Origin of the sequence: Thermococcus aciditolerans (assembly GCF_008152015.1) — an archaeon.
GTDB lineage: Archaea > Methanobacteriota_B > Thermococci > Thermococcales > Thermococcaceae > Thermococcus > Thermococcus celericrescens.
Genome location: NZ_CP041932.1, coordinates 394108 through 417852 on the forward strand (window position 1 = coordinate 394108; position 23745 = coordinate 417852).

The following is a 23745-nucleotide window of genomic DNA, read 5'->3' on the forward strand; positions in this document are numbered from 1 at the left end:
CGTGGGGACATAAAAACTTACCGCCCCGGAGCGTCCAGAAAACGTTAAAACGGGCAGCACATAGTTTCATCGGTGTGAGAGATGAAGGTGGTAGTCGCGATAACAGGGGCCAGTGGCGCGGTCTATGGGCTCAGGCTCATCGATGTGCTGAGGGAAACGGGACACGAGGTCATCACCGTGGCCTCAAGGATGGGCCTCGCGGTACTCCGGCACGAGACGGGCGCCGATTTCAAACCGGATTACCTTGACAGCGACCTCTTCGCCCCTATAGCGTCCGGCTCACATCCCTTCGACGCCATGGTGATAGCCCCGTGCTCCATGAAGACCCTTTCGGCAATCGCGAACGGCTACGCCGACAATTTGATCGCCAGGGCGGCGGACGTGGCGCTAAAAGAGAGGCGAAAGCTTGTCCTGCTCGTTAGGGAGACACCGCTGAGCTTGGTGCATCTACAAAATATGGTGAGGGTTACCCAAGCTGGAGCGGTGGTGATGCCAGCATCCCCAGGATTTTACACAAAACCCAAAACTTTGGACGATATAACAAACTTTATAATAGGAAAAATCCTAGATGTCCTTGGGATTGATAATCAAATCTACCCTAGGTGGGGGAATGAGAATGGTTCAGCTGGATGACCTCGATAGAGCGATACTCCGTCTGCTCAAAGAGGACGCGAGGCTTACGATATCGGAAATAGCAGAGAGGCTAAATCGCCCGGAATCCACTATACATTTCAGAATAAAGAAACTCCAGGAGAGGAGTTTTATTGAAAAATATACCATAGTGCTCGGTGAGCAGTTGCGGCCCAAAACCCTTGCTATTGTCTACGTTCAGGCCGAGACTCCCATTATTGAGGATTTCCTGGAAAGGTACATTCAGTACCTTATGAAAACCCTGTCCCTGCTTCCCAACGTGCTCGCTGTTGCACGGAGCGATAAGGACGGTGTCGTGGCTATAATCGGCGGTGAGAACGGGGAGCAGATTAACAAATTCGTGGAGGAGACCATACAGGTCATGCCCACACTGAAAAGGGTGGAAGTGTTCCCTGTGAATGAATTCGTCAAGGGGGATAGCTTAGCGGGATTCCTGGTGAGCGTCTAATGGAGATCGAGGTAAAGTTTCGCATCGACTTCAATCAGGCCAGGGCCGCGATAGAATCCCTCGGTGCGGACTTCGTGCGGGAGGAGCTCCAGGAGGATCTCTATTTCTCCCTTCCTCCACATGAGCTTCTTCGGGTTCGGAGAATCTCGAACCTTGGGAGGTCTTTCTTAACCTACAAGCGCATAGCGGACCCCGGACGGAACGAGGAGTTCGACGAGATCGAAGTAGAGGTTTCGGACTTCGACGGGACCGTTGAGATTCTGAAGCGCCTTGGGTTCAGGGAGGATATCTGGATCCGGAAACGCCGCCTCGTTTACCGGCTGGATGGCGTTACCTTCGAGCTGAACGAAGTGGAAGGACTGGGGGCTTTTCTGGACATCGAGGTAATCTCGGACAACGTGGAAGAAGCCAAGCGCAGGATATGGGAAATCGCGAAAAGGCTCGGCCTCACCGAGGATGACGTTGAGCCGAGGCTCTACCAGGAGCTGATCAGGGAAGGTAAGGGAAAATAAAACAGCAAACTCAAAAATCAGCGTGCCGTGGCTACGATTTTGATGATGTCATTGAACTCCAGCTCGTAGTCTTCTCCAACGCGCCTGTGGGTTCTCGCGTTCACCGCGTAGAGGAAGGTCTTTCCGAGGTCGGTGTGCACCTTGTACGCCAGGGCCCTGGGTGTTGAACCCTTCGGAAGCAGGTGGACGTGGGGCAGGACGTTTCCGAACTGGTCCGTGAGCTTGTGCTCGTCCTCCACAGGGTAGACGGGGATGAGCTTCAGGAGCTCAAACGTTGCCCGGTTTATTACCTCCTGGACTCCCGTGGAGCCGAAGCGGTCGAGGACCTTCTCCTTTATGAGCATGAGCGCCTTCTCCTGCTTTCCACTCATCGGCTTAAGGATTTTGAAGTCGCTCGAACCGGGGACGTAGTCGATGAATCCCGCCTTTGCCGCCTTTCTCAGCGTCAGCTCCGCCGCCGCACTCGTCGGGACGACTATATACCCCCTGCTCTTCCCCTTCTTTATCAGGCGCTCTATCTGAGCGTCGGCCGCCGCGTCCGCCTTGTTGGCGGCAATTATTATCGGCTTGTTTATCTTCCTCAGCTCGCGGACGAAGGCCAGCAGGTCTTCATCGCTCCACTTCGTCGGGTCGTTGTCCAGGCCGAGCTTGTGGATGGCCTCGAAGGCATCCTCCTCGCTCACACCTATTCCCGTCAGCTGGTCGGCTATGGCCTGGGCGAGCTTTAGGTGCTGGAGCTTTATCCTCTTCGCGAACTTCTCCCAGTTCTTGTGGAGGATGCCGTAGATCCAGTAGTCTATCTCCCTCTCAAGAAACTCTATGTCCTCCACGGGGTCGTGGTGGTCGGTCGGCTGGCCCTCGGCGTCGGTCTTTCCGGTAACATCGACGACGTGGATTAAAGCCGAGGCCATTCTGAGGTCATCGAGGAACTTGTTGCCCAGCCCGCGCCCCTCGTGAGCCCCGGGAACCAGTCCGGCAACGTCAATCATCTTTATCGGGATAAGCGCCTTCCCATCACGGTACTCGTAGTTCTGGGGGTTTGGCTGACAGCCGAGCTCTTTGCAGGGGTGATCCGTTATCGCGTAGGTGACCCCAACGTTCGCGTCTATCGTAGTGAACGGATAATTGGCAATGTCAACGTCAACGAGGGTCGCGGCCGAGAAAAAGGTTGATTTCCCAACGTTTGGCTTTCCAACAACACCTATCTCCATGCTCACCACCGCCCTAACTTCGCGCGAGGGTTTTAAGGGGTTTCGGCCAAAAACTATAACTCCTCCTTTGCACCAATTCCTTTGGTGGAAACCCATGCGAATATACGTCCTTGTCGAGGACTATTCTGGCTACGAAAGCCCCTTTCTGGCCCAGCACGGCGTAAGCTTCCTGATAGAGAAGGCCGGGAAGGGAATCCTCTTCGACACCGGCCAGAGCGCCGAGCCGATACTCCACAACATGAAGCTCCTCGGTCTCGATCCGAGTTCCCACGTCGATTACATCTTCCTGAGCCACTGCCACTACGACCACACGGGCGGGCTTTTGGGCATCCTAAAGGCCATCGGAAGGCGGGTTCCGGTTATAGCGCACCCGAGCATCTTCAGAAGGCACTTCGTTATGAAACCCTACCTCAGGGACGTTGGAATCCCCTTCAGGCGGGAGGAGGTTGAGGAGCTCGCTGACCTCTACCTTGCCCCAAAGCCCCTCGAAATAATCGAGGGCATCTATTCCACGGGTGAGGTCTGCAACCGCGAGAACTTCGAGCAGGGGCATATAGGGGTCTATACGCTGAGGGACGGCCAGATAATGGAAGACACCATTATGGACGACATGAGCCTCGTGGCTAAAACGTCGGAGGGTCTGGTTATCGTGAGCGGCTGCAGCCACGCGGGAATAGTGAGCATAGTTAAAGGCGCGATACGGCTGACCGGCGAGAGGCGCGTCCGCGCGGTCATAGGCGGCTTCCATCTCATAGACGCCAGCGACGAACGCATCGAAAGGACCGTGAGGGAGTTCAAGGAGCTCGGAGTAGAGGAGGTCTACACCGGACACTGCACCGGGTTGAGGGCCGAGGCGGCTTTCCTGGAGGCCTACGGCGAGCGCTTCCACAAGCTGCACTCCGGGATGGTCATGGAGTTCTGAGGTGATAGCATGGCCGAGGAAGCCGGGGAAAAGCCCAGGATAACAGTCATCGCGTACTCACGGGACAAGTTCCTCAGCAGAAAGGCGGAGAGCATCGAGGAGGCCCTCTCCCTGACCTCCTCCCCACCTTGGCTGAGGGTTCCAGCGAGCTAACCCCCTCTCCAACGGCGGTTCGGTTTGCGGGCCCATCACTTACTCCCGTCACCGGTTTCGGTTCAGCCCGCAGGCCCGGTCTCAGGCCCTTACCCCTACCGGCAACCCGGATTGGGGTTATGGCTTGAAGGTCACCACTCGGAGTTTCAAACCGCTTAAAGGCAGTTTTGAAGGGACGCCTTACGGCGTCAACCCTCCAATGCCCGAGGGTAACGTGAAACCCCTCATCTCATCGGGTTGTTCTACGGTGGCCTCCTCGAGACCTTATTACGCTGGCAGGACTTAAAAGGGTTTTGGTGGTTTAATGATTGTTGGGCAGTTCACTGCATCCCCGCCGTGAACGGCGAGGCTTTCAAGAGAAAAATATAAGCGGCTATGATGTCGTGTGGGTGAACGTGGATACAGTCTCCCTCGTGTCTGAACTGAGGGACGCTCTGGGGATCCATGAAACGCCGATGAAGGCTCTGAGGCGGGCGAGCGGCAGGGCGAGGGTGATGGTGTTCCCGGACTACCTCTTTCTCCTTCTCCACCAGGTCTATGAGATAGACGACGGGCTGAAGAGGGAGAGAATGGGTATCCTCCTAAAGGGCAATCTCGTGATAACCATCCAGGAGACTCCCGGGGACGTTTTCGACCCGATAAGGGAAGGCATCCGCAAGGGGAGGGACTCCTCCGCGAACACGGTGCCCTTCGCGATTCTTGAGGCGATAGTCGAAAACTACGTGCCGATAATCGAGCGCATAAGCTCCCAGATGGAAGAGCTTGAGGCGAGGATACTTTCAAGGGCGGACGAGGGCGTCCTGCACAGGATACACGGAATAAGGCGGGAGATACTCTTCATGCGCCGCACGATATTTCCCCTCCTGGAGGCGTTCAGGAAGCTGAGGCTCGAGGGCGAAGATTTCTTCAGCGAGGATACCAAGCCCTTCATAGACGAACTCCACGACCACGTTCTCGAAGTTCTCGAGATCCTGGAGGGGCAACGAGAACTCGCCAACAGCCTCGTCGAGCTCTACTACTCCACACTCTCCATGAAAACGAACGACATCATCAGAATCCTCACGGTAGTCTCAACGGTGTTCATCCCACTGACCTTCATAACCGGCCTCTACGGCATGAACTTCCGCTACATGCCGGAACTGGCCTGGCGCTACAGCTACCCGGCCGTTCTGATGGTCATGCTCGGAATCGCCCTCGGCATGCTCGCCTACTTCAGGAGAAAAGGGTGGATTTAGAGCTCCTCAAGGCCGAGGGCAAGCCTCACGGCCCTCTCCGCTATCACGTCGAGCGGATCGATCAGGGGGACGCTCAGATCCTCCGGTCTCAGGGCAACGCTGACCTCTGTGCAGCCGGCTATTATCCCATCAACCCTGCGTTCGAGCCTCCTGGCCGCCTCCAAGAGAAGCTTCCTTCCCATCTCAATGTTCCCGGCCTTGACACCCTCGTAGATTCCCCTCATAACGAGTTCTTGGTCGTTCTTTCCGGGGACGGCTATCCCGACGCCCCTGCCGAGGAGGGCGCGGTGGTAAACGAGTCCCTTTATGGTGCCGTCGGTTGCGAGGAGGCCGACCCTGCGCAGGCCGAGATTTTCTATCTCCTCCGCCGTCGCCTCGATCATGCTGACGAGCGGAATCGTTACCGCCTTCTGGATGGTGTCGGCGAAGAAGTGTGCGGTGTTGCAGGGCATTATTATGAAGTCCGCTCCCCAGCTCTCGAGCTTTCTCGCTCCCTCTACCAGGGCAGGTCTCGGGTCTTCCCCGTTTCCCAGGATGAAAGAGGTCCTGTCGGGGATCTTTGGGTCGTTGTAGATGATTATCCTGGGGTGGTCCTGGTCTCTCTCTGCAGGGGTCTTCTCGACTATCCTTCTGAAGAGGTCGGCGGTCGCCAGAGGCCCCATGCCCCCGAGGATGCCGATGGTTCTCTCGGCCATTCAATCACCATTAACCGTTATTGGGAAACATTTTTAAAGTTGGCCACTATGACTATATTAAACATGTCTTTATAAGACATGTCTAGGTGAGGAATATGTTGAACTACAAGAGAACGACCTTGAGGAAGGTTCCGGACATAAAGAAAAGGAATGCCTACATGGTCGGCGGAGGCATTGCTTCGCTTGCGGCGGCAGTTTTCCTCATCAGGGACGCCAAGATGCCCGGGGAGAATATCTACATATTTGAAAAGACTCCAGTGAATGGGGGCTGTCTCGACGGTTCCGGAGACCCCGAGAATGGCTACCTGCTCAGAGGGGGAAGGATGTTTGAGGAACACTATGAAGCAACGTGGGATTTGCTCGGTTCCATTCCCTCCCTCGACGACTCAGATAAGACGATCCTCGATGAGGTGGTCGAGTTCAACGAGGAGTACGTCGGCTCCTCAAAGTGCAGGCTCGTCGGGACACCTGGCAAGAAGGTGGACTTCACGAAGTACGGCTTAACCATCAGACATCTCAATGAGCTCAACGAACTCCTGCTGACCCCTGAAGACCAGCTTGGAGGAATAACAATAGAGCAGTGGTTCTCACCGTCGTTCTTCAAAACGAACTTCTGGTACTTCTGGGCAACGATGTTCGCATTCCAACCCTGGCACAGCGTCATGGAAATGAGGCGTTACATGCTCCGCTTCATGCATCTCGTCCCAGGGATGAACAAAATTGAGGGCGTTTTAAGGACTCCTTACAACCAGTACGACTCAATGATCCTCCCAATTCAGAAGTGGCTCCAGGATAGAGGAGTCAACTTCATCATGGGGACGAAGGTCGTGGATGTTGAAATCGAGGAAATCGACGGCAAAAAGTACGTCACCAAGCTCCACACCACGGGCCAGAAAGAGGGCATCATCGAGGTCAAACCGAAGGACCTAGTCTTCATAACCATTGGCTCGATGGTCGAGAACTCCACCTACGGCGATTTTGAGCACCCACCGGTTCTCAACAGGGGAGAGGGAGACATATGGAGGCTCTGGCGGAACCTGGTCAAGAAGGACCCGTCCCTCGGAAACCCCGATGTTTTCGCATCTGAGATAGACAAAACGAAGTGGGAGTCCTTCACGATAACCTTCAGGGGAGAGGAGTTCCTCAAGATGCTCGAGGAGTTCACCGGAAACAAAACCGGAACCGGCGGCTTGGTCACTTTCAAGGACTCCTCGTGGCTCATGTCCATAGTGGCTTTCAGACAGCCCCACTTCAGGAACCAGCCAGATGACGTCACGGTCATCTGGGGCTACGGACTGTTCGTTGACAAGAAGGGTGACTACATCAAGAAGCCCATGAGCCAGTGCACAGGTAAGGAGATATTCCTCGAACTGCTCTACCATCTCGGCTGGCTCGATAAAAAGGACGAACTCCTCGGGACGGTAATAAATGTCAGAACCGCCATGATGCCATACATAACGAGCCAGTTCATGCCGAGGCATCCCGGCGACAGGCCACCGGTCATCCCGGAGAACTATGGGAACCTCGCCCTCCTGGGGCAGTTTGTCGAGGTTCCCGGCGAGTGCGTCTTTACAGTCGAGTACTCCGTCAAGTCTGCCATGATGGGTGTTTACGGCCTGCTCGACCTCAGCAGGGAACCCCCAGAGGCGTACAAACCATACAAAAGGATTGACGTCCTCATAAAGGCTGTCGAAACGCTCGTTGATGACGAGGAAAAGGGGATGCTGAAGAGGAGCCTGAACCTCTTCCTCTTCGGCTAATTCATTTCTTCTCATTTTTCCAGCCACACGGAGTCATCCCCGTGGTAGTTCAGCTTCACCACGAAGAGCCTGAACTGCTCATCCCGCTCGTTGATCACCCAGTGGACGGTTTTAGGCTTTACCAGAAAGATGTCGCCGGGCCTCGCGAGGTATTCAGTCTCGCCGATGCCGAGCCTTGCCTCGCCGCTCATTATGTAGAACAGCTCGTACTGGTGGAGATGGTAGTGCTTCCTGACGGTCTGCCCGGGCTTGACCTCCACTATCTGGGCGTACGAGCCTTCGGGCAGTTCGCCCTCGAAGAGGGGAAGCTTCCGGTAGGTGCCCCTGTCTATGAGGTTTTTGATTTCGGCCTTCATGGATGCGGGTTTGGAGCGGGAGGATAAAAAGATTGCTAAGGGCGCTGCCTGAGCTGGAGGACGTCCAAGAAGGCCACGAAGAGACCGGGAAGGATTATTGTCCAGGGGCTGATGTTCCAGCCGAGGGCTATCATGGCTAGTCCAAGGAAGATATACGTTGTAACGGCTATCAGACCGGCTTTAGGGGCGCTCATTCGTCTTCTGGAGTATAAATAGATGAGGAGAGGGATGCCGAGGACTACAAAGACCCCGATCCACGGGTTCACTGTGGCGGACATTTGTGACACCCGGTTTCATGTTTGGGCTTCCACAGCATTTTCATTCCGTTTTTCCTTCCCTTGTCGCACAAACGCAAGGAAGGCCGTTGTGAGGGCTCCGCCGACCCCCGCCAGCAGGAAGCTCTCCCACGCTGGAAATGCCAGTACTCTCGCAAGAGCTGCCATACTGAATTCCCAAATCGTGGCAACAAATATTCCGCTGACGAGAGTGTACCCTTTGCCCTGGATAATTTTCACCAGCGCGACTGGAATCAGGTACACGAGGACCACTGCGACAGTGGCCATGAAAAGCGTCTCCGTAGTGGAATAAAACTCATTCAGATAAACAATGTAGCCGGCAAAAAAGAACATGAATAAGAATGCCAAAAATCTCCCATCGTTCATGTTTTCACCCCCGCCCAGGAATGATCGTTGTCGGAGTCATTTATGACCACCATCCTCTTTTGATACTGTCCCGCCCAGTACCCAGCTAATGAACAGGTCCAGCAGTAGCAGGACTATCAGAACCTCCAGTGCGGTCTCAGGGTGGCCGTAGAGGGTTATAACTAAGAACACTGCAAAATACCCCGCGAGGCGCTTTAAGAAGGCTCCCGGTTTTGGGGAGTAATTCCGCCGGTAGGTTTCGATCACGGCATGGGCATTATTGGTTCGCATTTGTGACACCTACCACTTCCTCGTGGGGGAGTGCGGAAAGTCTCTTTACGTCTCCGGAGACTTTCTGGTTAGCTGCTGGTATTGATAACACTGCTTTTCTTTTTCCAGTATTCGGAGATAACGGCGATCGTTCCAATAACCAGACCCGCAAGGAGACCTTGCTTATCAACTCTGCCGAACGCCAGGATTCCATAGGAGATGCCAAACCCCATAAAAACCGCAATCCCCAGCAGGCAGGAAACACGGCGTTGGATGTGTGTTTCCATACCTCGTGTATTATCCTCCATATTGCTAGCGCTACCGGAATTGCGAGGATGATATAAAACGAAAGCTCTGCGTTTTCCTTGACTGAGCCGCCATCTTTTCCCCAAAGCAACGACAGCATCAGACCTATAAAAATCAAGATAAATGGAATAACGGCGGTTTCTTCAGCCTTCATGGTATCTCCCCCTACGGCCCGGGAACCCATCCTCCTTGGCATTCGGAACCCTGTTCCAAGCAGTTGTTCTGCACGCACCACGGACATTCGATTACGATGCAAGCACCGTAGGCTCCAATCAACAGCGAAACCACAAATATGGCCAGCAGTGTACGCCTTCGCATCGACCCCCCCCAACGGGCTCTTGCACTAAATCCTTTTCACTTATTATATATAACACTTTCGTTCGGAAAAGAAATTAGCAATGAACGTTGTCATACATTTGTTTTATAACCGGGTAATGCCTACCCTTTCGACTCTCATCGAAATGTTCAAAAGACTTTTATAGTTCCGAGACCCAGACACTGATGGACAACTACAGGCGGTGATGGCTAATGGAGAAACTGGAAAAAGCCCTCCGCTGGGCGGAGGAGAACCTGAGAGCAGACTACGTAGAGCTCCGCTATGAGGACCTCAGAAAGACGACACTTGCCCTCAAAGACGGCGTTTTTACCAGCTTTACAGGGAAGCTGAACAGGGGTGTTGCCATCAGGGTTCTGGCCGATGGAGCATGGGGGTTCGCCTCAACCAGCGACCTCTCAAACCTCGAGAGGAAAATTGAGGAAGCCTACAAGCTGGCGAAAGCTGCCGCCGAGACCAAGAGGGAAAAGATAGAGCTGGCCGAGATAAAGCCGGTCGAGGACTTCGTGAAGAGCAAAATGAAGGTCAAGCCAGGGGAAGTTGACATAGAGGAGAAGGTCGCACACCTGAGGGAGCTGGAGAGGCTCCTCAAGGAGGACGAGGCCGTTAAGAGCGTCCATGTCCGCTACGAAGACGGCGGCGGGCAAAAAATCCTCCTCACCAGCGAGGGGACGCGCATAGAGTGGGACTACAACTACCTCTACCAGGGAACCTACGTCACCGGAAAGGCCGACGGGAAGCTGGCCATGGCGAGGGACAGCATAGGCGCTGTAGACTACGGCTGGGAGCTCATGACCGACGTTGAGCCCAACGAAAAGGTCACCGAGAGACTGCTGAGAAAGATGCACAGCCAGCTGAAGGGCATTGCCCCGAAGCGCGGCGAGTTCCCCATCGTTGCGGGCCCAATCGTCGTTGGAATCATCGCCCACGAGGCACTCGGTCACCTCGCGGAGGCCGACTTAACCATAAACTCACCCTTCAAGGATCTCATCGGAAAGCAGATTGCTCCTGAATACGTCACGATGAGCGAGCGCTACGTTGAGGGTGGCTTCGGAAACGACAAATACGACGATGAGGGCGTCCCGGTGAGGGACATACGCATCATCGAGAACGGAATCCTGAAGGAGATAATGCTCAACCGCGAGTACGCTGCAAAGTGGGGCATGGAGCCGAACGGTCACGCGAGGGCCGAGAGCTACCGCTATGCCCCGATAATCAGGATGAGGAACACGATTTTCGAGCCCGGAGACCACAGCTTCGAGGAGCTCATCGAGGACATCAAGTTCGGCTACTACGTCGTTGACTTCCGCGGCGGCCAGGCCCAGCTCAACAGCGCCTTCCAGGTTGGCGTCCAGGAGGGCTACGTCATCAGGAACGGTGAAATCGCCGAGTCGATAAGGGACACCTCGATTACCGGAGTTGCCATCGAGGCGCTGAAGAAGATAAGCGCGGTCGGCAAGGACTTCGGTCTTGAGGTCGGCTTCTGCGGAAAGGGACAGACGGCCTTTGTAAGCTCAGGTGGACCGCACATGCGCTTTGACGGAGGAATCCTCATCGGGTGAGGTGGTTAAGATGGAGGAACTCATAAGGTACGGCGAGAAGTTTTTCGACGAGCTTGAGATTGCCGTTTACCGCTCCAAGGATGTGAGCGCCAACGTCGAGCTCAACGAGATTTCAATGGCCTCCACGAGGAGCGGGGCGGTTACGATACTCCGCGGAATAAAGGACAAGCGCCTCGGACTGGCCATAATCGACAGTGCCGAGCCGGCCAGGATAAGGGAGGCCATAGAGCAGGCCGCAAAGATGGCAAAGCTGAACAGCAGGGACGAGAAGTGGGTCTCCCTGCCCGAGCCGGGTAAATACCGGGAGAAGCCGAAGCCCAACTACGAGCTGAAGGATGCCTCCCCGGATCAGCTCGTTGAGATGCTCGTCCGCGGCATAAAGCTCGCCCGTGAGAAGGACGAGAACGTCATCGTGGCGGGCGGAGAGGGCGGCGTTTCATGGGAGGAGCGCCACATCGTCAACTCCCACGGAATAGACGTCTTCCAGGAGGGCGGAGCGGCCTTCTTCTTCATCGAACTCGTCGGAAGGAAGGGCGACGTTGTAACTCCCGGAATCTTCGACTTTGACGCGAGGAGAGACCTCAACCTGGACGTTGACGGGGTCGTCGAAAGGGCGGTTCAGAAGGTCAAGTGGGCGTACGATGTCAAGGCAAGCAAAAACGAGGAGGTTCCGATAATACTCGGCCCCTGGGCGATAGCAGGGCTCCTAAGCTTTGCGCTCTTCCCGGCCTTCAGCGGTGAGCGCCTGGTTAAGGAGACGACACCTCTGGCAGGAAAGGTTGGGGAGAAGATAGCCAGCGACGTGCTCACGATATACGACGACCCGTTCCACGAGCTCTCCATACAGCCGGTGGTGGCGGACGGAGAGGGAGTCCCGACGAGGAAGAACGTCCTCATCGAGAACGGAACCTTCAAGGGCTTCGTTTGGGATAACTACTGGGCGAAGGTCCACGGCACCGAGAGCACCGGAAACGGCAAGCGCGACCTGAACAGCGGGGGAATAAACATCGGGTTCCACAGCATGGTCATCGAGAACGGAAAGCGCTCGCTGGAGGACATGATATCCGAAATCGAGCACGGCTACTTCGTCGACGGCTTCCAGGGCGCCCACTCAAGCAACCCCGACAACGGAAACTTCGCGGTAACGGCAAACCCGGCATTCCTCATCGAGGACGGAGAGGTCAAGGGGGCGAGCGTCTTTCTCGTTGCGGGCAACGTCTACGAACTGCTGAAGGGGGCGAGTGAAGTTTCAAAGGAGCAGACCGTAATGCCCTTCATGACGACCATCATAACGCCCTTCGTGAAGTTTGAGAACGTGAAGATAGCGGGGAAGTGACGGAATCCTCTTTCTTTTTTCTCCCGAAAGCTTGCCCTTCAGGACTGGAGAGCAGACTAAAAGAAGGAAAAGCTAAACGGAGAATATTCTTATCGTGTTCGTCCCCACGGTCTTTCCTATCGGGGTTCCCTTCGTTAGCAGAATCGTGTCGTTCTCCTTGACAAGGCCGAGACCGCTTATCAGGCGCAGTATCTCGTCCTCGCTGGTCTCCTCCACGACGAATGGATAGACGCCGTAGGAGAACATCAGCGTGTTGCCGACCCACTCGTCTTTCACGAAGGCGAGAACCCACTGCTTAGGCTTGAAGCGCGAGATGAGCCTCGCGGTCTCGCCCGTCCTCGTCGGGGTGAGGATGTGCTTGATGTCCATAGAGTTCAGGGCCTCAATGATGCTCCTCGCTATCGTGTCCTTTATGGTGCCTTTCCTGGGCATCCTGCCCTTCCACTCGCTCATCTTCCACTCCACTATGCGCGCGGACCAGAGGGAATCCCTGTACGCCTCGATCGTCTTGGCTATCCTGGCCATCATCCTCACGGCATCGACTGGATATCTGCCGACCGCCGTTTCCTCCGAGAGCATCACCGCGTCCGTACCGTCAAGGATGGCGTTGGCGACGTCGGTGACTTCGGCCCTCGTGGGGAGCTTCTCCTCGGTCATGCTCTCGAGCATCTGCGTCGCGGTAATGGCGGGCTTGCCGGCGACGTTGGCTTTGTGGATGAGCTTCTTCTGGAGGATGGGAAGCTTCTCTATGGGCATCTCAACCCCGAGGTCGCCGCGCGCTATCATTATGCCATCGGCGGCGCGGAGGATCTCGTCGAAGTTCCTGACGGCATCTGGCCGCTCTATCTTTGCAATGATAAACATCCTGCCGCCCTTTTCCTCAACAAAGCGCCTGACCTTGAGGACGTCATACGCCGAGCCGACGAAGCTTATGCCTATCGCATCGACGCCGTGTTCAATGGCGAACTCTATGAACCGGAGGTCACTCTCGGTCACCGCGTCTATTGCGATCCTTGCCTTCGGAACGTTTATGCCCTTGTGGGAAAAGAGGGTTCCCCCAACCAGGACTTTACAGACCACGTCGGTACCGTGGACTTCCTCCACGCGGAGGGCGATAAAACCGTCGCTCAGGTAGATGACGTCTCCCCTGGAAACCATCTTCGGAAAGTCCTTGAACTGGACTGGAATGAGGCCCTCGTTGCCGACCACATCCCTGGTGGTGAGCGTTACCGTCTGCCACCTTCTGAGGGTCACTGAACCGCCAGCAATCTCGCCAACGCGGATTTTTACCCCCGGAAGATCGCCAAGAATCGCCACGGGACGGTTCAGCCTTCGAGCCGCCTTCCTCACCAGCTCAATGGTGCGGGCGTGCTGCTCCAGGTCCCCGTGGGCAAAGTTTATACGCGCCACACCCATTCCTGCCTTTATCATGGCCTCGATCGTTTCGCTCTTGAGGGACGCGGGCCCGATGGTGGCCACGATCTTCGTCTTGTGAGCGGGAAGCCTCATGTTCTCTCACCCAACTATGTAGTTTTTCACGGCTCCTAATAACCTTTGCCAAAGGCGGCAATTAGGGCATCCTAAATGCCCTCGCGATGTTGAATGTATCGGTGCAAAAGCCAGCGTTTGACGTAGCTTTTAGAAAAATGTGATCTATCGGTTCCCAAGGCTGAAGTCGGACCATTCAACGGCCCTTTTGAGGCTGATGAAACAGGAGTCGCAGTAACCGACCGTGATGGAGTCCCACTCATCCATGCTCGATGGTGAGTTCATGATGCAGTTGTTGGGGCAGTGCTCAAGGCCAAAGCTGTGGCCAATCTCGTGAAGGATGCCCTTGAGAAGGCGGGTTTTAAAGATTTCAAGCCCCCTCCTCAGACGGGTTCTTTCTCCTTCGTCAGAGCCTCCAAGTAGCCGTGAGAGTTCAGGGGGTTCAAAGGGATTCATGGATAGAACCATTACCCTGAGCTCGCCGTGGGTTTTGTGGATTCCCATGAACTTCTCGAAGAAGTCCAGGTATGGGTTGCGAGAAACGAGGGGAAACGTGGTTAGGGCAAATATTTTGTTCATCCTGATGTCCGACCTGCCCTCTATTTCGTTGAGCAGCCGGGCGTGGAGAACCTCCGTAAGAACCTCGAGGGGATAGGCCCGGATCTTCCCTTCGGGGGTGTATATGTCTATCAGATAACCCGGCTCGAGCTTGAGCTTTCCAACGTAGAGAAACCTCAGGGGAAGACTGTTCTCCTCAAAGAATCTGTTAGCCCCGTCGAATACGTCAAAGACAACTTCTTTTATCAGGCCATCACTTATGAAGTTGCCGACGTATGTGAAGGCTATGAACTCCATTATTTCATCACAGAAAAAGGCTCTCCCCAGACTTATTAAGCTTTTAGGTGATTAGCTGATTGCACCACAAAGATTTTTAACCGCCATCCTGAAGGGTCACGTGGGCGATGGCGTCCGCCCGGGCTTCGAGCCGAACCGCCCGCCGAGGGCTGATGACGCCTGTTCTCCGTCAAAATCTTGTGGAGGCGGTAGAATGGGCTCGAAGCTTTATGGGATTGGACGATTCATTAACGCTGATTCGCTCATCAGGTACATAGAGGAGAGACGCCACGGGGACGGCGGTTACTGCTTCGTCAGCGTCCTCAACGATACCAACGTCAACGATACGTACTACGCGGTCAAGATTTACAACCTCCTCGGCCTTGAAATTCCGGAGAAGGAAACGACAATCGAGTTCCTGGAAAGGGCAATACAGCCCCAGACCGCAGTGGTGGCGATAGCTATGGCCCTCGAAGGCCTGGCCATACTGGGGGCAGAAGACGTTGCGATGGAGCACCTTGACATCGTTTTTACCAAGTACAACCCGTCGGAGGGCAAATTCGCCGTCGGTTTGGGTGGAAGCGAGGAGTTTGGAACGGCGACGCCGCTGGAGGCAACCTACTGGGTCGTCAAGGCGTTTAAAGCCATAGGTTATGAGTTCAGCGCCGACGAAAAGGACGCGATAAGGGCCTTCGTTATGAAGTTCAGAAACGGCAACGGTTACGGCGTCAAGGGCCCTACGACGACGATGACCTACCAAGCGATTTACACGCTCTATAGCCTGGGCTACAGGCCACCTAAGAGTCCTCACTTCAGGAACTGCGAACTCTGCCCTGCCGGTGGTTTCACTGAGGTCCCATACAGCCTGCCCCCGTACCTTGAGCCGACCTTCTACGCGGCAAGGGGTCTGGAACTGCAGGGTGAAAGACCGAACTGCCCAACGAGGCACATAACATTCATCCGGGCACTTCAAAACCCCAACGGCGGCTTCAGACGCTCGCTGGAACTGGGCATCTCGAACTTCCAGAACACGTACAGGGCTCTGGCCGTGATGGATTTCATGGAGCGCTTCCTCTGAGTGGTAGCAAAGAGTCCAGAGATAAGCCCCTCCATGAGACCGCAAAGGCCAAAGGAATACAACCCAAACTCTTAAGTACTGCCAAGAGGTTTAAGGGCCGAACATACCATGGAAGTCGCAGGGTGGGAGAATGAACTTCAGAATAACGACCGCGATAATGCTCGGCGGCGCCCTCGGTGCGCTGGCGAGGTTCTACATCTCGGGAATCCTGCCGGTTTACAGGGAGTTTCCCGTCGGAACGCTCATGGTCAACAGCATAGCCAGCCTGATCCTCGGCTACCTCTACGGCCTGCTCTTCTGGGGCATAGACGTCCCCGCCGACTGGAGGGCGTTCTTCGGGACGGGCTTCTGCGGTGCCCTGAGTACGTTCTCTACGTTCTCGTATGAGACGTTCTCGCTCCTCCGTGAGAGGGAGTACCTTATAGCGGGCCTCAACATCGCGGCAAACGTTATAATAACCATCACTCTAGTATTCGCGGGCTTCCTGCTGGCCCGGAGGTGATTGAATGGTCGAAGTCGAGCACTGGAACACGCTCCGCCTTCGCATCTACATAGGCGAGAACGACCGCTTTGAGGGAAAACCCCTCTACAAGGCGATAGTGGAGAAGCTCCGCGAGATGGGCATCGCCGGAGCGACCGTTTACCGCGGCATCTACGGCTTTGGTAAGAAGAGCCGCGTCCACTCAGCAGACGTAATGAGGCTTTCAACGGACCTGCCCATCGTAGTTGAGGTCGTTGACAGGGGATACAAGATCGAGAAGGCCATAAACGAGGTAAAGCCCATGATAAGGGATGGTATGATAACGGTTGAGCCGACCATAGTCGTGTGGGTGGGGACGTCTGAGGAAGTGAAGAGGTTCGAGGAGGATGCTGTCAGTCATTAACTATGTCCCAGTATTGCATTCTTATTGGGTGCCTCAATTTTTTGGACTGTGAACTTCAAAACTCCGAGGTGGCGGAGTGGGTTCAGTATAACATTGCAGTCCTGCCCTGACCACCACTGCCCCGGGAAGGATATCCAATAACTTAATAAATGATTAAAGTACTAACTTCTGAACAGAACCCTACGTTAAAGTCAATGGGGGTTCGGGCATGCTCTCGCTCGAATTTGAGGTTCCAGTAGAACTCCTTAATACTATCATGGACACAATACTTGAAAGTGAGGTTTCGTTAAAGTGGGTGTATTATAGTGAGGAAAGAAACAGTGTGGTGGTGCGACTATCCGTTCTGAGGGAGGAGTTATGTGAGTACCTCCTCAGGTTAACCGTCGCCCTCCCAACCTCCCTGGAAGTAAGCGTGGTTGAGGCAAAAGAGGGACACACGTACATCCACGAGGCGTTTCTGATTAACGTTGAAGTGATGTCCAGAACGTATCCTGTGGTGATACTCTTTGAGTATACCAGCGGCAAATTTTACCCGAGCGACATTACAATAGGAATTAAACCCAATGCCCCCCGGGAGCTCATAGACGCGGTGTCCCATCTAACAATTGGACGGGTGAGGATAGGAGACGCCAAAGTAGTTAAGAGGATCGTGACCAAAAACGCGGTTTTCATCATGCTGAGGAGGGATGTAAACAACGATACCGTTCGACGGTACTGGATGACTGCCGTTTAACCCGCTGGGCGGGACGCCTCCTTCCGGGGGAGGGGTTGGTTCACTCCTGTGAATCTCGCTGAGTTTGGCGGATCCTCCAGTAATGTTTTAACCACCAGGCCCCTTAATTATTTGGAGGTGTTTCCATGCTTCACCACGTCAAACTGATCCATGCCACGAAAAGCAGAAAGCTCGTTGGCAAAAAAATCGTTCTCGCGATTCCCGGAAGCATAGCCGCCGTCGAGTGCGTCAAGCTCGCCAGGGAGCTGATACGGCACGGCGCAGAGGTTCACGCCGTCATGAGCGAGAGCGCCACCAAAATAATCCACCCCTACGCGATGGAGTTCGCCACAGGGAACCCGGTCGTGACGGAGATCACCGGCTTCATCGAGCACGTTGAACTCGCTGGGGAGCACGAGAACAAAGCTGACCTAATCCTCGTCTGCCCGGCAACGGCCAACACGATAGGAAAAATCGCCTGCGGAATCGATGACACCCCCGTTACAACCGTTGTGACAACGGCCTTCGCCCACACACCGATAATGATTGCCCCCGCGATGCACTCGACCATGTACGAACACCCGATAGTCGTTGAGAACATCGAGAAGCTCAAGAGGCTCGGCATCGAGTTCATAGGCCCGAGATTCGAGGAGGGCAAGGCGAAGGTGGCCACAACGGACGAGATAGTTTACCGCGTCATCAAAAAGCTCCATCCAAAGACACTCGAAGGAAAGCGCGTTCTCGTTACAGCTGGCGCAACGCGGGAGTACATAGACCCGATCCGCTACATAACAAACGCGAGCAGCGGGAAGATGGGCGTCGCAATAGCAGAGGAGGCGGAATTCAGGGGGGCAGAGGTAACTTTGATTAGGACAAAGGGGAGCGTTCCCAGCTTCGTGGAGAACCAGATCGAGGTTGAGACCGTTGAGGAGATGCTCGAGGCGATAGAGGACGAGCTAAAGACCAAGGACTACGACATCGTTATCCTCGCCGCCGCGGTCAGCGACTTCCGCGTTAAGGAAAGGGCCAGCGCCAAGATAAAGAGCGGGAGGGAGCTAACGCTCGAGCTCGAACCGACGCCGAAGATAATAGACCGCGTTAAGGAGCTTCAGCCGGGAACTTTCCTCGTCGGCTTCAAGGCAGAGACTGGCCTTAGTGAGGAGGAGCTTATCGAAGCAGCAAGAAGACAGATCGAGAGGGCCGGAAGCGACCTCGTCGTGGCCAACACGCTCAAAGCCTTCGGAAGCGAGGAGAACGAGGTCATCCTCGTGGGCAGGGGCTCGGTTAAAAAGCTCCCGCGGATGGGCAAACGCGAGCTGGCCGAGAAGCTATGGGATGAAATAATCTCGATTCTTGAGTGAAAAAGGAAAGCCTTTTTTTACTTTAATACCCAATTTTCTCTAAAACTATTCGAGGTGATAGCATGGTGGCTCTGGATGAGCCCCTGCCCTACATAGGGGTGACGCCGTTCCAGCTGGTGTCGGCGCTGATAATCCTGATACTGGGTTACATTGTGGCGAAGATTCTGGTCTCGCTCTTCAAGAAGAGCATGAGGAAAACGAAGCTCTCGCCGCTCGTCATTGAGTTTCTGGGGAGGTTCTTGGCGATACTGCTCTACATCATAGTCATCATAGTGGGGCTCGGTGCCGTCGGCATCTCCGTATCCCCGCTAATACTCGGCATCTCGGCGGTCATAGGCTTGATACTGGGCTTTGGTCTGCAAGACACGCTCACCAACCTCGCCGCGGGCGTGTGGATAGCCGCCCTTAGGCCGATAGACCTCGGAGAGGTCGTCGAGGTCTCCGGCCAAGTTGGAAAGGTCAGCGGCATTGGCTTGATGTCAACGGAGCTGATGACCCCGGACAACAGGCTGATAACCATACCCAACAAGCTCATCTGGGGAAGCATAATAGTGAACTACACCAGAATGCCGACGAGGAGGGTCGATGTGGACATCGGCGTTGCCTACGGCACGGACCTTGACCTTGCCATAAAGCTCGCAATGGATCTCATGAGGAATCATTCCAAGGTTCTCGACGATCCCGAGCCGAGCGTCGTAATAGCGGCCCTTGCGGATTCCTCCATCAATCTACAGCTCAGGGCATGGGCCAAGACGGAGGACTACTGGGACGTAAAGGGAGACCTCACCAAGGGCATCTACGAGCTCTACACGAAGGAGGGCATAGAAATCCCGTTCCCACAGCTCGACGTTCACATGAAGAACGAATGATTTTCGAAATCGCCGGAGATTTTCGATTTTTTTGTAAACTCCGGCCCTCTTTAACCTTTCGTTTTAAACCAAAAGGTTCATATTTCCCCCGGCGTCATGTTCTCCGGTGGTTCTCATGAAGAAAATAGGAATAATAGGCGGAACCAGCCCCGAGGCGACGTGTTATTACTACAAAAAATACCTGGAGATAAGCAGGAAAAAGTTCGAGCCGTACGTCTTCCCGGAGCTGATAATATACTCCATAAACTTCAAGGAGTTCATTCACAACCCCAACGGCTGGGAGGGGAGGAAGGAGATACTCATCAACGCGGCGAAGGCCCTTGAGAGGGCGGGGGCGGGGATAATATCGCTCTCGGCCAACACTCCCCACATAGTCTTTCCCGACGTTCAGGCGGCCGTGAACGTCCCGATGGTGAGCATAATCGACGCCCTCATAGAGGATATGAAGAGGAGGGGCGTTAAGAGGGTTCTCCTCCTCGGCACTAAGACAACCATGACTGCCGACTTCTACAAGAACGCCCTTCGCGAGGCCGGTTTCGAGGTCATCACGCCGAGCGAGGGGGAGATGGACGAGCTGAACAGAATCATCACTGAAGAACTGATGTTCGAGAACTTCAGGAGCAGGGATTGGGTGATTGGGCTAATAAACCGCTACATAGAGCGGGAAAACATTGAAGGTGTCATTCTCGGCTGCACCGAGCTTCCGCTGATAGTGAAGTCCGGCGATGTGCCGGCAGAGGTCTTCGACACCGTTGAGATTCACATGAGGAAACTCATCGAAGTCGCGAGCGAGTGATTTTTAAGCCCTTTTCTTCCCCTTTTCTCAGGTGAGAACATGGAGATCCGCGAGTTTCAGGAGATGATTAAGGAAATTTACTTCCACAAGGACTCGAAGAGGGGAGTGGAGAGAACATTCCTCTGGTTTGTGGAGGAGATTGGGGAGCTGAGCGAGGCGATAAGGAAGAACGACCGCGAGGCCATGGAGGAAGAGTTCGCCGATGTTTTAGCGTGGCTCGCGAGCCTGGCAAACCTGCTCGACATTGACATCGAGGAAGCGGCGAAGAAGAAGTATCCGGGTGTCTGCCCCTACTGCGGCAAGAAGCCGTGTGAATGTGAGGAGGAGTTTTGAGGGCCTCACAGTTCGTTCCCTCTTCAGCTTCTTCCCAGGGAATTCCGTCCTTTAATGTCTCCTCAGCAAGCCTATCCAGCTCCTTGGCTTCTTCCTCACTTATCTCCTTCCTCTTGAGTTCCTTTGCCTTTAGCTTAGGAAGTTCAAGCTCTATCTCGTCAAGCTTCTTTTCTATCCGCCTTATATCCTGCTTATGTCCTGAAAACTGACCTCCTCGCCCTGAAGGGGGAGGTTTGCAGAAGAAAAATCACATCAGCGTTATGTTCTCGCTCATGGACGACCCATACTTAAAACGTCGGAGTTCTGTAAATCCTTTGTATTGCGTATAAAAGCCAGAATCCCCAGTCCCAAAAATAATGCCGACGCGAGAAGGATTCCCCTCATTATCCCGACATAATCAAAGAGCCAGCCAAGGATAACATTGAGAACCCCGTTGGCAACCGCGGCCATGAGGGAATAGAGGGAACCAACGGTAGCCCTCTTCTCATCAGGAATTGCACTCTGAAACCTTCCCTGCCACTCCTTAAACGCCTGTGAGAATATAAAGGTTCCGAGAACCAGCGTGGCAAAGCCCAGCCAGCCGTTCAGCCCGGCGAGAAACGACAGCAGAGGAATGACGATTCCCGCATAGGAGTAGATTCGTTTTCTTGTGCTATCACCCGCGTCAAAATACCACGAGGCACTGCTGATGGCCATGTAAAGTGCCATAACCCATGAAACCGCCAGAACCGACGCCAGAAACCCGTAGAAGTAGAGCTGCATGAAGGCGGTAAAAAGGGTCAGGGGTAGACCCATGATGTTCGCGTAGATAAAAAGCCACCGGACATCTCGGGAGTTCCAGACGAACCTCAGGCTCTCAAGCAGGTGATGACCGTACGAAAGGCCACTTCTCGCAGTATCCTTTGGGATAGTGGCGAGTACCAGGAGCGAGGCCAGTATAAAGGGCGCACTCAGGATTATGGGCAGCCTCATGCCGTATACGTCCGCTATAACACCCCCCGCAAGGGTCCCGGCAAAACCCCCGACTGTCTCAAATGCCCTTAATCTACCGTAAGCCTTTGGATACTCATCTGTCCTTCCGTCCTCTTTCAGCAGCTCATAGAGCCAGCCAGTCTCGGCGCCTGTGGCAAAGGCCGTTGAAAGCGCGCTTATAATGGTAGCGAGAAGAAGGTCAGCGAAAGAGTTTGCCGAGTAGAGTATGAAAAGAAACAGGAGGGAGAGAGTCCTCGCCATCAGGACGCTCGTCTTCTTTGAAACCTTGTCCGCCACAACTCCGGTCGGAACTTCGAGAAAAGCCACGAGAAAAAGCATGATTCCCATCAGCAAGCCAATCTGTCCTTTGGACAGACCCAAACTCTGGAGGTAGACCTGGTAAAAGCCCGTATAAAGGGCCAAGTAAAAGAACCCGGCGAGGTAGAAGCGCTTAACGTAATCCATCACAACCCTCCCTTGTTTTAGCTCCACAAGGCATTGGAAGCCCTGAGATTAAAGTCTTTTTTCGACCGCCATCTTAACGGAAAGACTTTTATACTTCCGGACGCACTATTCTATGCAGTAAACCGAGGTGATGTGCATGCATGAACTCGTAGAGTTCGCGGTTGAGAAGGCCCTCGAACTCGGCGCTTCCTACGCGGAGGCGAGGTTCGAGGAGAAGAACGGCACTTCTCTGGCAATGAAGAACGGCAACCCCGAAGGGCTGGAGATTCTGGCTGAGCGGGGAATGGGTATCAGGGTTCTCGTGGATGGAGGAATGGGCTTCGCAAGCACCAACGTCCTTACGAAGGAGAGTGTGAGTGAAGCCGTCAAGAAGGCCGTCAAGCTGGCCAAAGCGGCCTCCAAGGTGAGAAATGAGCCGATTCGTTTTTCAGATGAGGACTTCCACGAGGTCTACTATGAGGTCAAGATGCGCAAGGACTTCAGGGACGTTTCCCCGGAGGAGAAGATGGAGCTCCTTAGGAAGGTCGAGGAGGAGGTAACGGCAACGGGAGTAAACGTGCCCATGCGCTATCTCGGCTACTCCGATCAGGTGTGGCACAAGATAATAGCCAACAGCGATGGCGCATTCATCGAGAGCGTCATTCCAAGGGTCTCGGTGATGTACAACCTCGTTGTCTTCGAGAACGGCCAGATGGAGCAGGCTCCCTTCGTCCAGAGGGCATTCTCTGGGGGATTGGAGCTCATCGAGAGGGACGAGCCGTGGAACTGGGCGGTGAAGGACGTTCAGGCCCTCAAGAAGCTGATTTATGAAGGTCAGAAGGCACCCGAAGGTAAGGTTGACCTGGTCATAAGCCCAGAGGTGGCCGGCATAGCTGTCCATGAAAGCGTCGGTCATCCCTACGAGTCGGACAGGATTTTTGGCAGGGAAGCTGCTCAGGCTGGAGAGAGCTTCGTCAAGCCGGACATGCTCGGCGAGAGGATCGGAAGCGAGATCGTTACGGTCATAGAGGACCCGACTCTGCCGAACAGCTGGGGCTTCTACCTCTACGACGACGAGGGCGTGAAGGCACGGCCGCGCTACCTCATTAAGGACGGAATAATCACGGAGTTCCTCACCAACAGGGAATATGCCTACAAGCTCGGTCAGCGTTCCAACGCCTCGGCGAGGGCGATAAACTACAACCGCGAGCCGATAGTCAGGATGGCCAACACATACTTGGCTCCAGGGGATTACTCATTCGAGGAGCTGATTGAGGACATCAAGCTTGGAGTTTACATGGTCTCGTTCAACGAGTGGAACATCGACGACAGGCGTTACCAGCAGAGGTACATCGGCAGGGAAGCCTACCTCATCGAAAACGGCGAGATCAAGCACCCGGTCAAGAGGCCGATCCTTGAGATAACCACCAGGGCCCTGTGGAGCAGCGTCGATGCCGTTGGAAAGGATGTCGAGATGTTCCCGGGAACCTGCGGAAAGGGTGAACCTGGACAGGGTGTCCCCGTCTGGATGGGTGGAGCGCACGCGAGGCTCAGGGATATACCGCTGAGGAGGCCGTGAGGT

At 54.6% G+C, this 23745-nt stretch carries 28 protein-coding genes and 1 riboswitch; of the genes, 18 read left to right on the forward strand and 10 right to left on the reverse strand.

What is annotated here, in order from left to right:
* Positions 1 to 81: 81 nt before the first annotated feature.
* The 3 genes from FPV09_RS02090 to cyaB are packed head-to-tail and all read left to right on the forward strand — an operon-like array spanning position 82 to position 1611.
* The gene (locus tag FPV09_RS02090) at positions 82 to 633 is read left to right on the forward strand and encodes a UbiX family flavin prenyltransferase (protein ID WP_148882195.1); all 552 of its coding nucleotides are present in this window, start codon (positions 82 to 84) and stop codon (positions 631 to 633) included.
* Positions 611 to 1099: an Lrp/AsnC family transcriptional regulator gene (locus FPV09_RS02095; RefSeq protein ID WP_206205979.1), complete on the forward strand. Its 489-nt coding sequence runs from the start codon at positions 611 to 613 to the stop codon at positions 1097 to 1099. The genes FPV09_RS02090 and FPV09_RS02095 overlap by 23 nt, the downstream gene beginning before the upstream one ends.
* A complete protein-coding gene (gene cyaB / locus FPV09_RS02100) occupies positions 1099 to 1611 on the forward strand; it encodes a class IV adenylate cyclase (RefSeq protein ID WP_148882196.1) in 513 nt (170 codons plus the stop codon). The genes FPV09_RS02095 and cyaB overlap by 1 nt, the downstream gene beginning before the upstream one ends.
* Positions 1612 to 1628: 17 nt before the next feature.
* Here the strand turns inward: cyaB and FPV09_RS02105 are convergent, their stop codons facing one another.
* Complete coding sequence (locus tag FPV09_RS02105) at positions 1629 to 2822, reverse strand: redox-regulated ATPase YchF (RefSeq protein WP_148883610.1); 1194 nt, start codon at positions 2820 to 2822, stop codon at positions 1629 to 1631.
* A gap of 94 nt (positions 2823 to 2916) precedes the next feature.
* Between FPV09_RS02105 and FPV09_RS02110 the strand changes: the two genes are divergently transcribed.
* The 3 genes from FPV09_RS02110 to corA all read left to right on the forward strand — a co-directional run bounded on the left by FPV09_RS02110 (position 2917) and on the right by corA (position 5132).
* Entirely contained in the window at positions 2917 to 3744 is an 828-nt protein-coding gene (locus FPV09_RS02110; protein WP_148882197.1) for an MBL fold metallo-hydrolase, read from the forward strand.
* 9 nt (positions 3745 to 3753) lie between these two features.
* A complete protein-coding gene (locus FPV09_RS02115; protein WP_210411148.1) occupies positions 3754 to 3897 on the forward strand; it encodes a hypothetical protein in 144 nt (47 codons plus the stop codon).
* 311 nt (positions 3898 to 4208) lie between these two features.
* Positions 4209 to 5132: a magnesium/cobalt transporter CorA gene (corA, locus tag FPV09_RS02120; RefSeq protein ID WP_394343832.1), complete on the forward strand. Its 924-nt coding sequence runs from the start codon at positions 4209 to 4211 to the stop codon at positions 5130 to 5132.
* Here the strand turns inward: corA and FPV09_RS02125 are convergent.
* Positions 5129 to 5827: a cysteate racemase gene (locus FPV09_RS02125; protein ID WP_148882198.1), complete on the reverse strand. Its 699-nt coding sequence runs from the start codon at positions 5825 to 5827 to the stop codon at positions 5129 to 5131. The two genes, corA and FPV09_RS02125, sit on opposite strands and share 4 nt — an antisense overlap.
* Positions 5828 to 5925: 98 nt before the next feature.
* On the opposite strand from FPV09_RS02125, the gene FPV09_RS02130 reads away from it, so the two are divergent.
* A complete protein-coding gene (locus FPV09_RS02130) occupies positions 5926 to 7587 on the forward strand; it encodes an oleate hydratase (RefSeq protein WP_210411149.1) in 1662 nt (553 codons plus the stop codon).
* 11 nt (positions 7588 to 7598) lie between these two features.
* On the opposite strand, the gene FPV09_RS02135 is transcribed toward FPV09_RS02130, so the two are convergent.
* Genes FPV09_RS02135 through FPV09_RS02155 form a run of 5 tightly spaced genes read right to left on the reverse strand, consistent with a single transcriptional unit; the run spans position 7599 to position 9314 of the window.
* Entirely contained in the window at positions 7599 to 7943 is a 345-nt protein-coding gene (locus FPV09_RS02135) for a cupin domain-containing protein (protein ID WP_148882200.1), read from the reverse strand.
* 35 nt (positions 7944 to 7978) lie between these two features.
* Positions 7979 to 8221 carry a hypothetical protein gene (locus FPV09_RS02140; protein ID WP_148882201.1) on the reverse strand — a complete coding sequence of 81 codons (243 nt, stop codon included), beginning with the start codon at positions 8219 to 8221 and terminating at the stop codon, positions 7979 to 7981.
* Positions 8222 to 8236: 15 nt separating this feature from the next.
* Positions 8237 to 8605: a hypothetical protein gene (locus FPV09_RS02145; RefSeq protein ID WP_148882202.1), complete on the reverse strand. Its 369-nt coding sequence runs from the start codon at positions 8603 to 8605 to the stop codon at positions 8237 to 8239.
* 36 nt (positions 8606 to 8641) lie between these two features.
* Positions 8642 to 8875 (reverse strand): hypothetical protein, encoded by a 234-nt coding sequence (locus FPV09_RS02150; protein WP_148882203.1) that lies wholly within the window; start codon positions 8873 to 8875, stop codon positions 8642 to 8644.
* Positions 8862 to 9314, reverse strand: a complete 453-nt coding sequence (locus FPV09_RS02155; protein ID WP_148882204.1) for a hypothetical protein — start codon at positions 9312 to 9314, stop codon at positions 8862 to 8864. The genes FPV09_RS02150 and FPV09_RS02155 overlap by 14 nt, the downstream gene beginning before the upstream one ends.
* 374 nt (positions 9315 to 9688) lie before the next feature.
* On the opposite strand from FPV09_RS02155, the gene FPV09_RS02160 reads away from it, so the two are divergent.
* The gene (locus tag FPV09_RS02160) at positions 9689 to 11056 is read left to right on the forward strand and encodes a TldD/PmbA family protein (RefSeq protein WP_148882205.1); all 1368 of its coding nucleotides are present in this window, start codon (positions 9689 to 9691) and stop codon (positions 11054 to 11056) included.
* 10 nt (positions 11057 to 11066) lie between these two features.
* Positions 11067 to 12392: a TldD/PmbA family protein gene (locus FPV09_RS02165; RefSeq protein ID WP_148882206.1), complete on the forward strand. Its 1326-nt coding sequence runs from the start codon at positions 11067 to 11069 to the stop codon at positions 12390 to 12392.
* 72 nt (positions 12393 to 12464) lie between these two features.
* On the opposite strand, the gene pyk is transcribed toward FPV09_RS02165, so the two are convergent.
* Together pyk and FPV09_RS02175 are read right to left on the reverse strand one after the other, a co-directional pair.
* Positions 12465 to 13901, reverse strand: a complete 1437-nt coding sequence (gene pyk / locus FPV09_RS02170; RefSeq protein WP_148882207.1) for a pyruvate kinase — start codon at positions 13899 to 13901, stop codon at positions 12465 to 12467.
* Positions 13902 to 14045: 144 nt separating this feature from the next.
* Complete coding sequence (locus FPV09_RS02175) at positions 14046 to 14735, reverse strand: zinc metalloprotease (RefSeq protein ID WP_148882208.1); 690 nt, start codon at positions 14733 to 14735, stop codon at positions 14046 to 14048.
* A 94-nt stretch (positions 14736 to 14829) separates the two neighbouring features.
* Positions 14830 to 14904: riboswitch (Fluoride riboswitch) on the forward strand.
* A 24-nt stretch (positions 14905 to 14928) separates the two neighbouring features.
* On the opposite strand from FPV09_RS02175, the gene FPV09_RS02180 reads away from it, so the two are divergent.
* The 8 genes from FPV09_RS02180 to FPV09_RS02215 all read left to right on the forward strand — a co-directional run bounded on the left by FPV09_RS02180 (position 14929) and on the right by FPV09_RS02215 (position 20747).
* Positions 14929 to 15792 carry a prenyltransferase/squalene oxidase repeat-containing protein gene (locus tag FPV09_RS02180; protein WP_148882209.1) on the forward strand — a complete coding sequence of 288 codons (864 nt, stop codon included), beginning with the start codon at positions 14929 to 14931 and terminating at the stop codon, positions 15790 to 15792.
* A 130-nt stretch (positions 15793 to 15922) separates the two neighbouring features.
* Positions 15923 to 16294, forward strand: a complete 372-nt coding sequence (gene crcB / locus FPV09_RS02185; protein WP_148882210.1) for a fluoride efflux transporter CrcB — start codon at positions 15923 to 15925, stop codon at positions 16292 to 16294.
* A gap of 4 nt (positions 16295 to 16298) precedes the next feature.
* A complete protein-coding gene (locus FPV09_RS02190) occupies positions 16299 to 16676 on the forward strand; it encodes a DUF190 domain-containing protein (RefSeq protein ID WP_148882211.1) in 378 nt (125 codons plus the stop codon).
* A 208-nt stretch (positions 16677 to 16884) separates the two neighbouring features.
* A complete protein-coding gene (locus FPV09_RS02195; RefSeq protein ID WP_148882212.1) occupies positions 16885 to 17409 on the forward strand; it encodes a hypothetical protein in 525 nt (174 codons plus the stop codon).
* Positions 17410 to 17534: 125 nt separating this feature from the next.
* Positions 17535 to 18749, forward strand: coding sequence for a bifunctional phosphopantothenoylcysteine decarboxylase/phosphopantothenate--cysteine ligase CoaBC (gene coaBC, locus FPV09_RS02200; RefSeq protein ID WP_148882213.1), 1215 nt, complete (start codon positions 17535 to 17537; stop codon positions 18747 to 18749).
* Between the two features lie 62 nt (positions 18750 to 18811).
* Positions 18812 to 19618 carry a mechanosensitive ion channel family protein gene (locus tag FPV09_RS02205; protein WP_148882214.1) on the forward strand — a complete coding sequence of 269 codons (807 nt, stop codon included), beginning with the start codon at positions 18812 to 18814 and terminating at the stop codon, positions 19616 to 19618.
* A gap of 115 nt (positions 19619 to 19733) precedes the next feature.
* The gene (locus tag FPV09_RS02210) at positions 19734 to 20414 is read left to right on the forward strand and encodes an aspartate/glutamate racemase family protein (RefSeq protein WP_148882215.1); all 681 of its coding nucleotides are present in this window, start codon (positions 19734 to 19736) and stop codon (positions 20412 to 20414) included.
* Positions 20415 to 20453: 39 nt separating this feature from the next.
* Complete coding sequence (locus FPV09_RS02215) at positions 20454 to 20747, forward strand: MazG nucleotide pyrophosphohydrolase domain-containing protein (protein WP_148882216.1); 294 nt, start codon at positions 20454 to 20456, stop codon at positions 20745 to 20747.
* A gap of 270 nt (positions 20748 to 21017) precedes the next feature.
* Here FPV09_RS02215 and FPV09_RS02220 read toward each other — a convergent pair whose 3' ends face one another.
* Positions 21018 to 22184, reverse strand: coding sequence for an MFS transporter (locus tag FPV09_RS02220; RefSeq protein ID WP_148882217.1), 1167 nt, complete (start codon positions 22182 to 22184; stop codon positions 21018 to 21020).
* A 136-nt stretch (positions 22185 to 22320) separates the two neighbouring features.
* Here FPV09_RS02220 and FPV09_RS02225 point away from each other — a divergent pair, with 136 nt between their 5' ends.
* Positions 22321 to 23742 (forward strand): TldD/PmbA family protein, encoded by a 1422-nt coding sequence (locus FPV09_RS02225; protein WP_148882218.1) that lies wholly within the window; start codon positions 22321 to 22323, stop codon positions 23740 to 23742.
* The last annotated feature ends 3 nt before the right edge of the window (positions 23743 to 23745 follow it).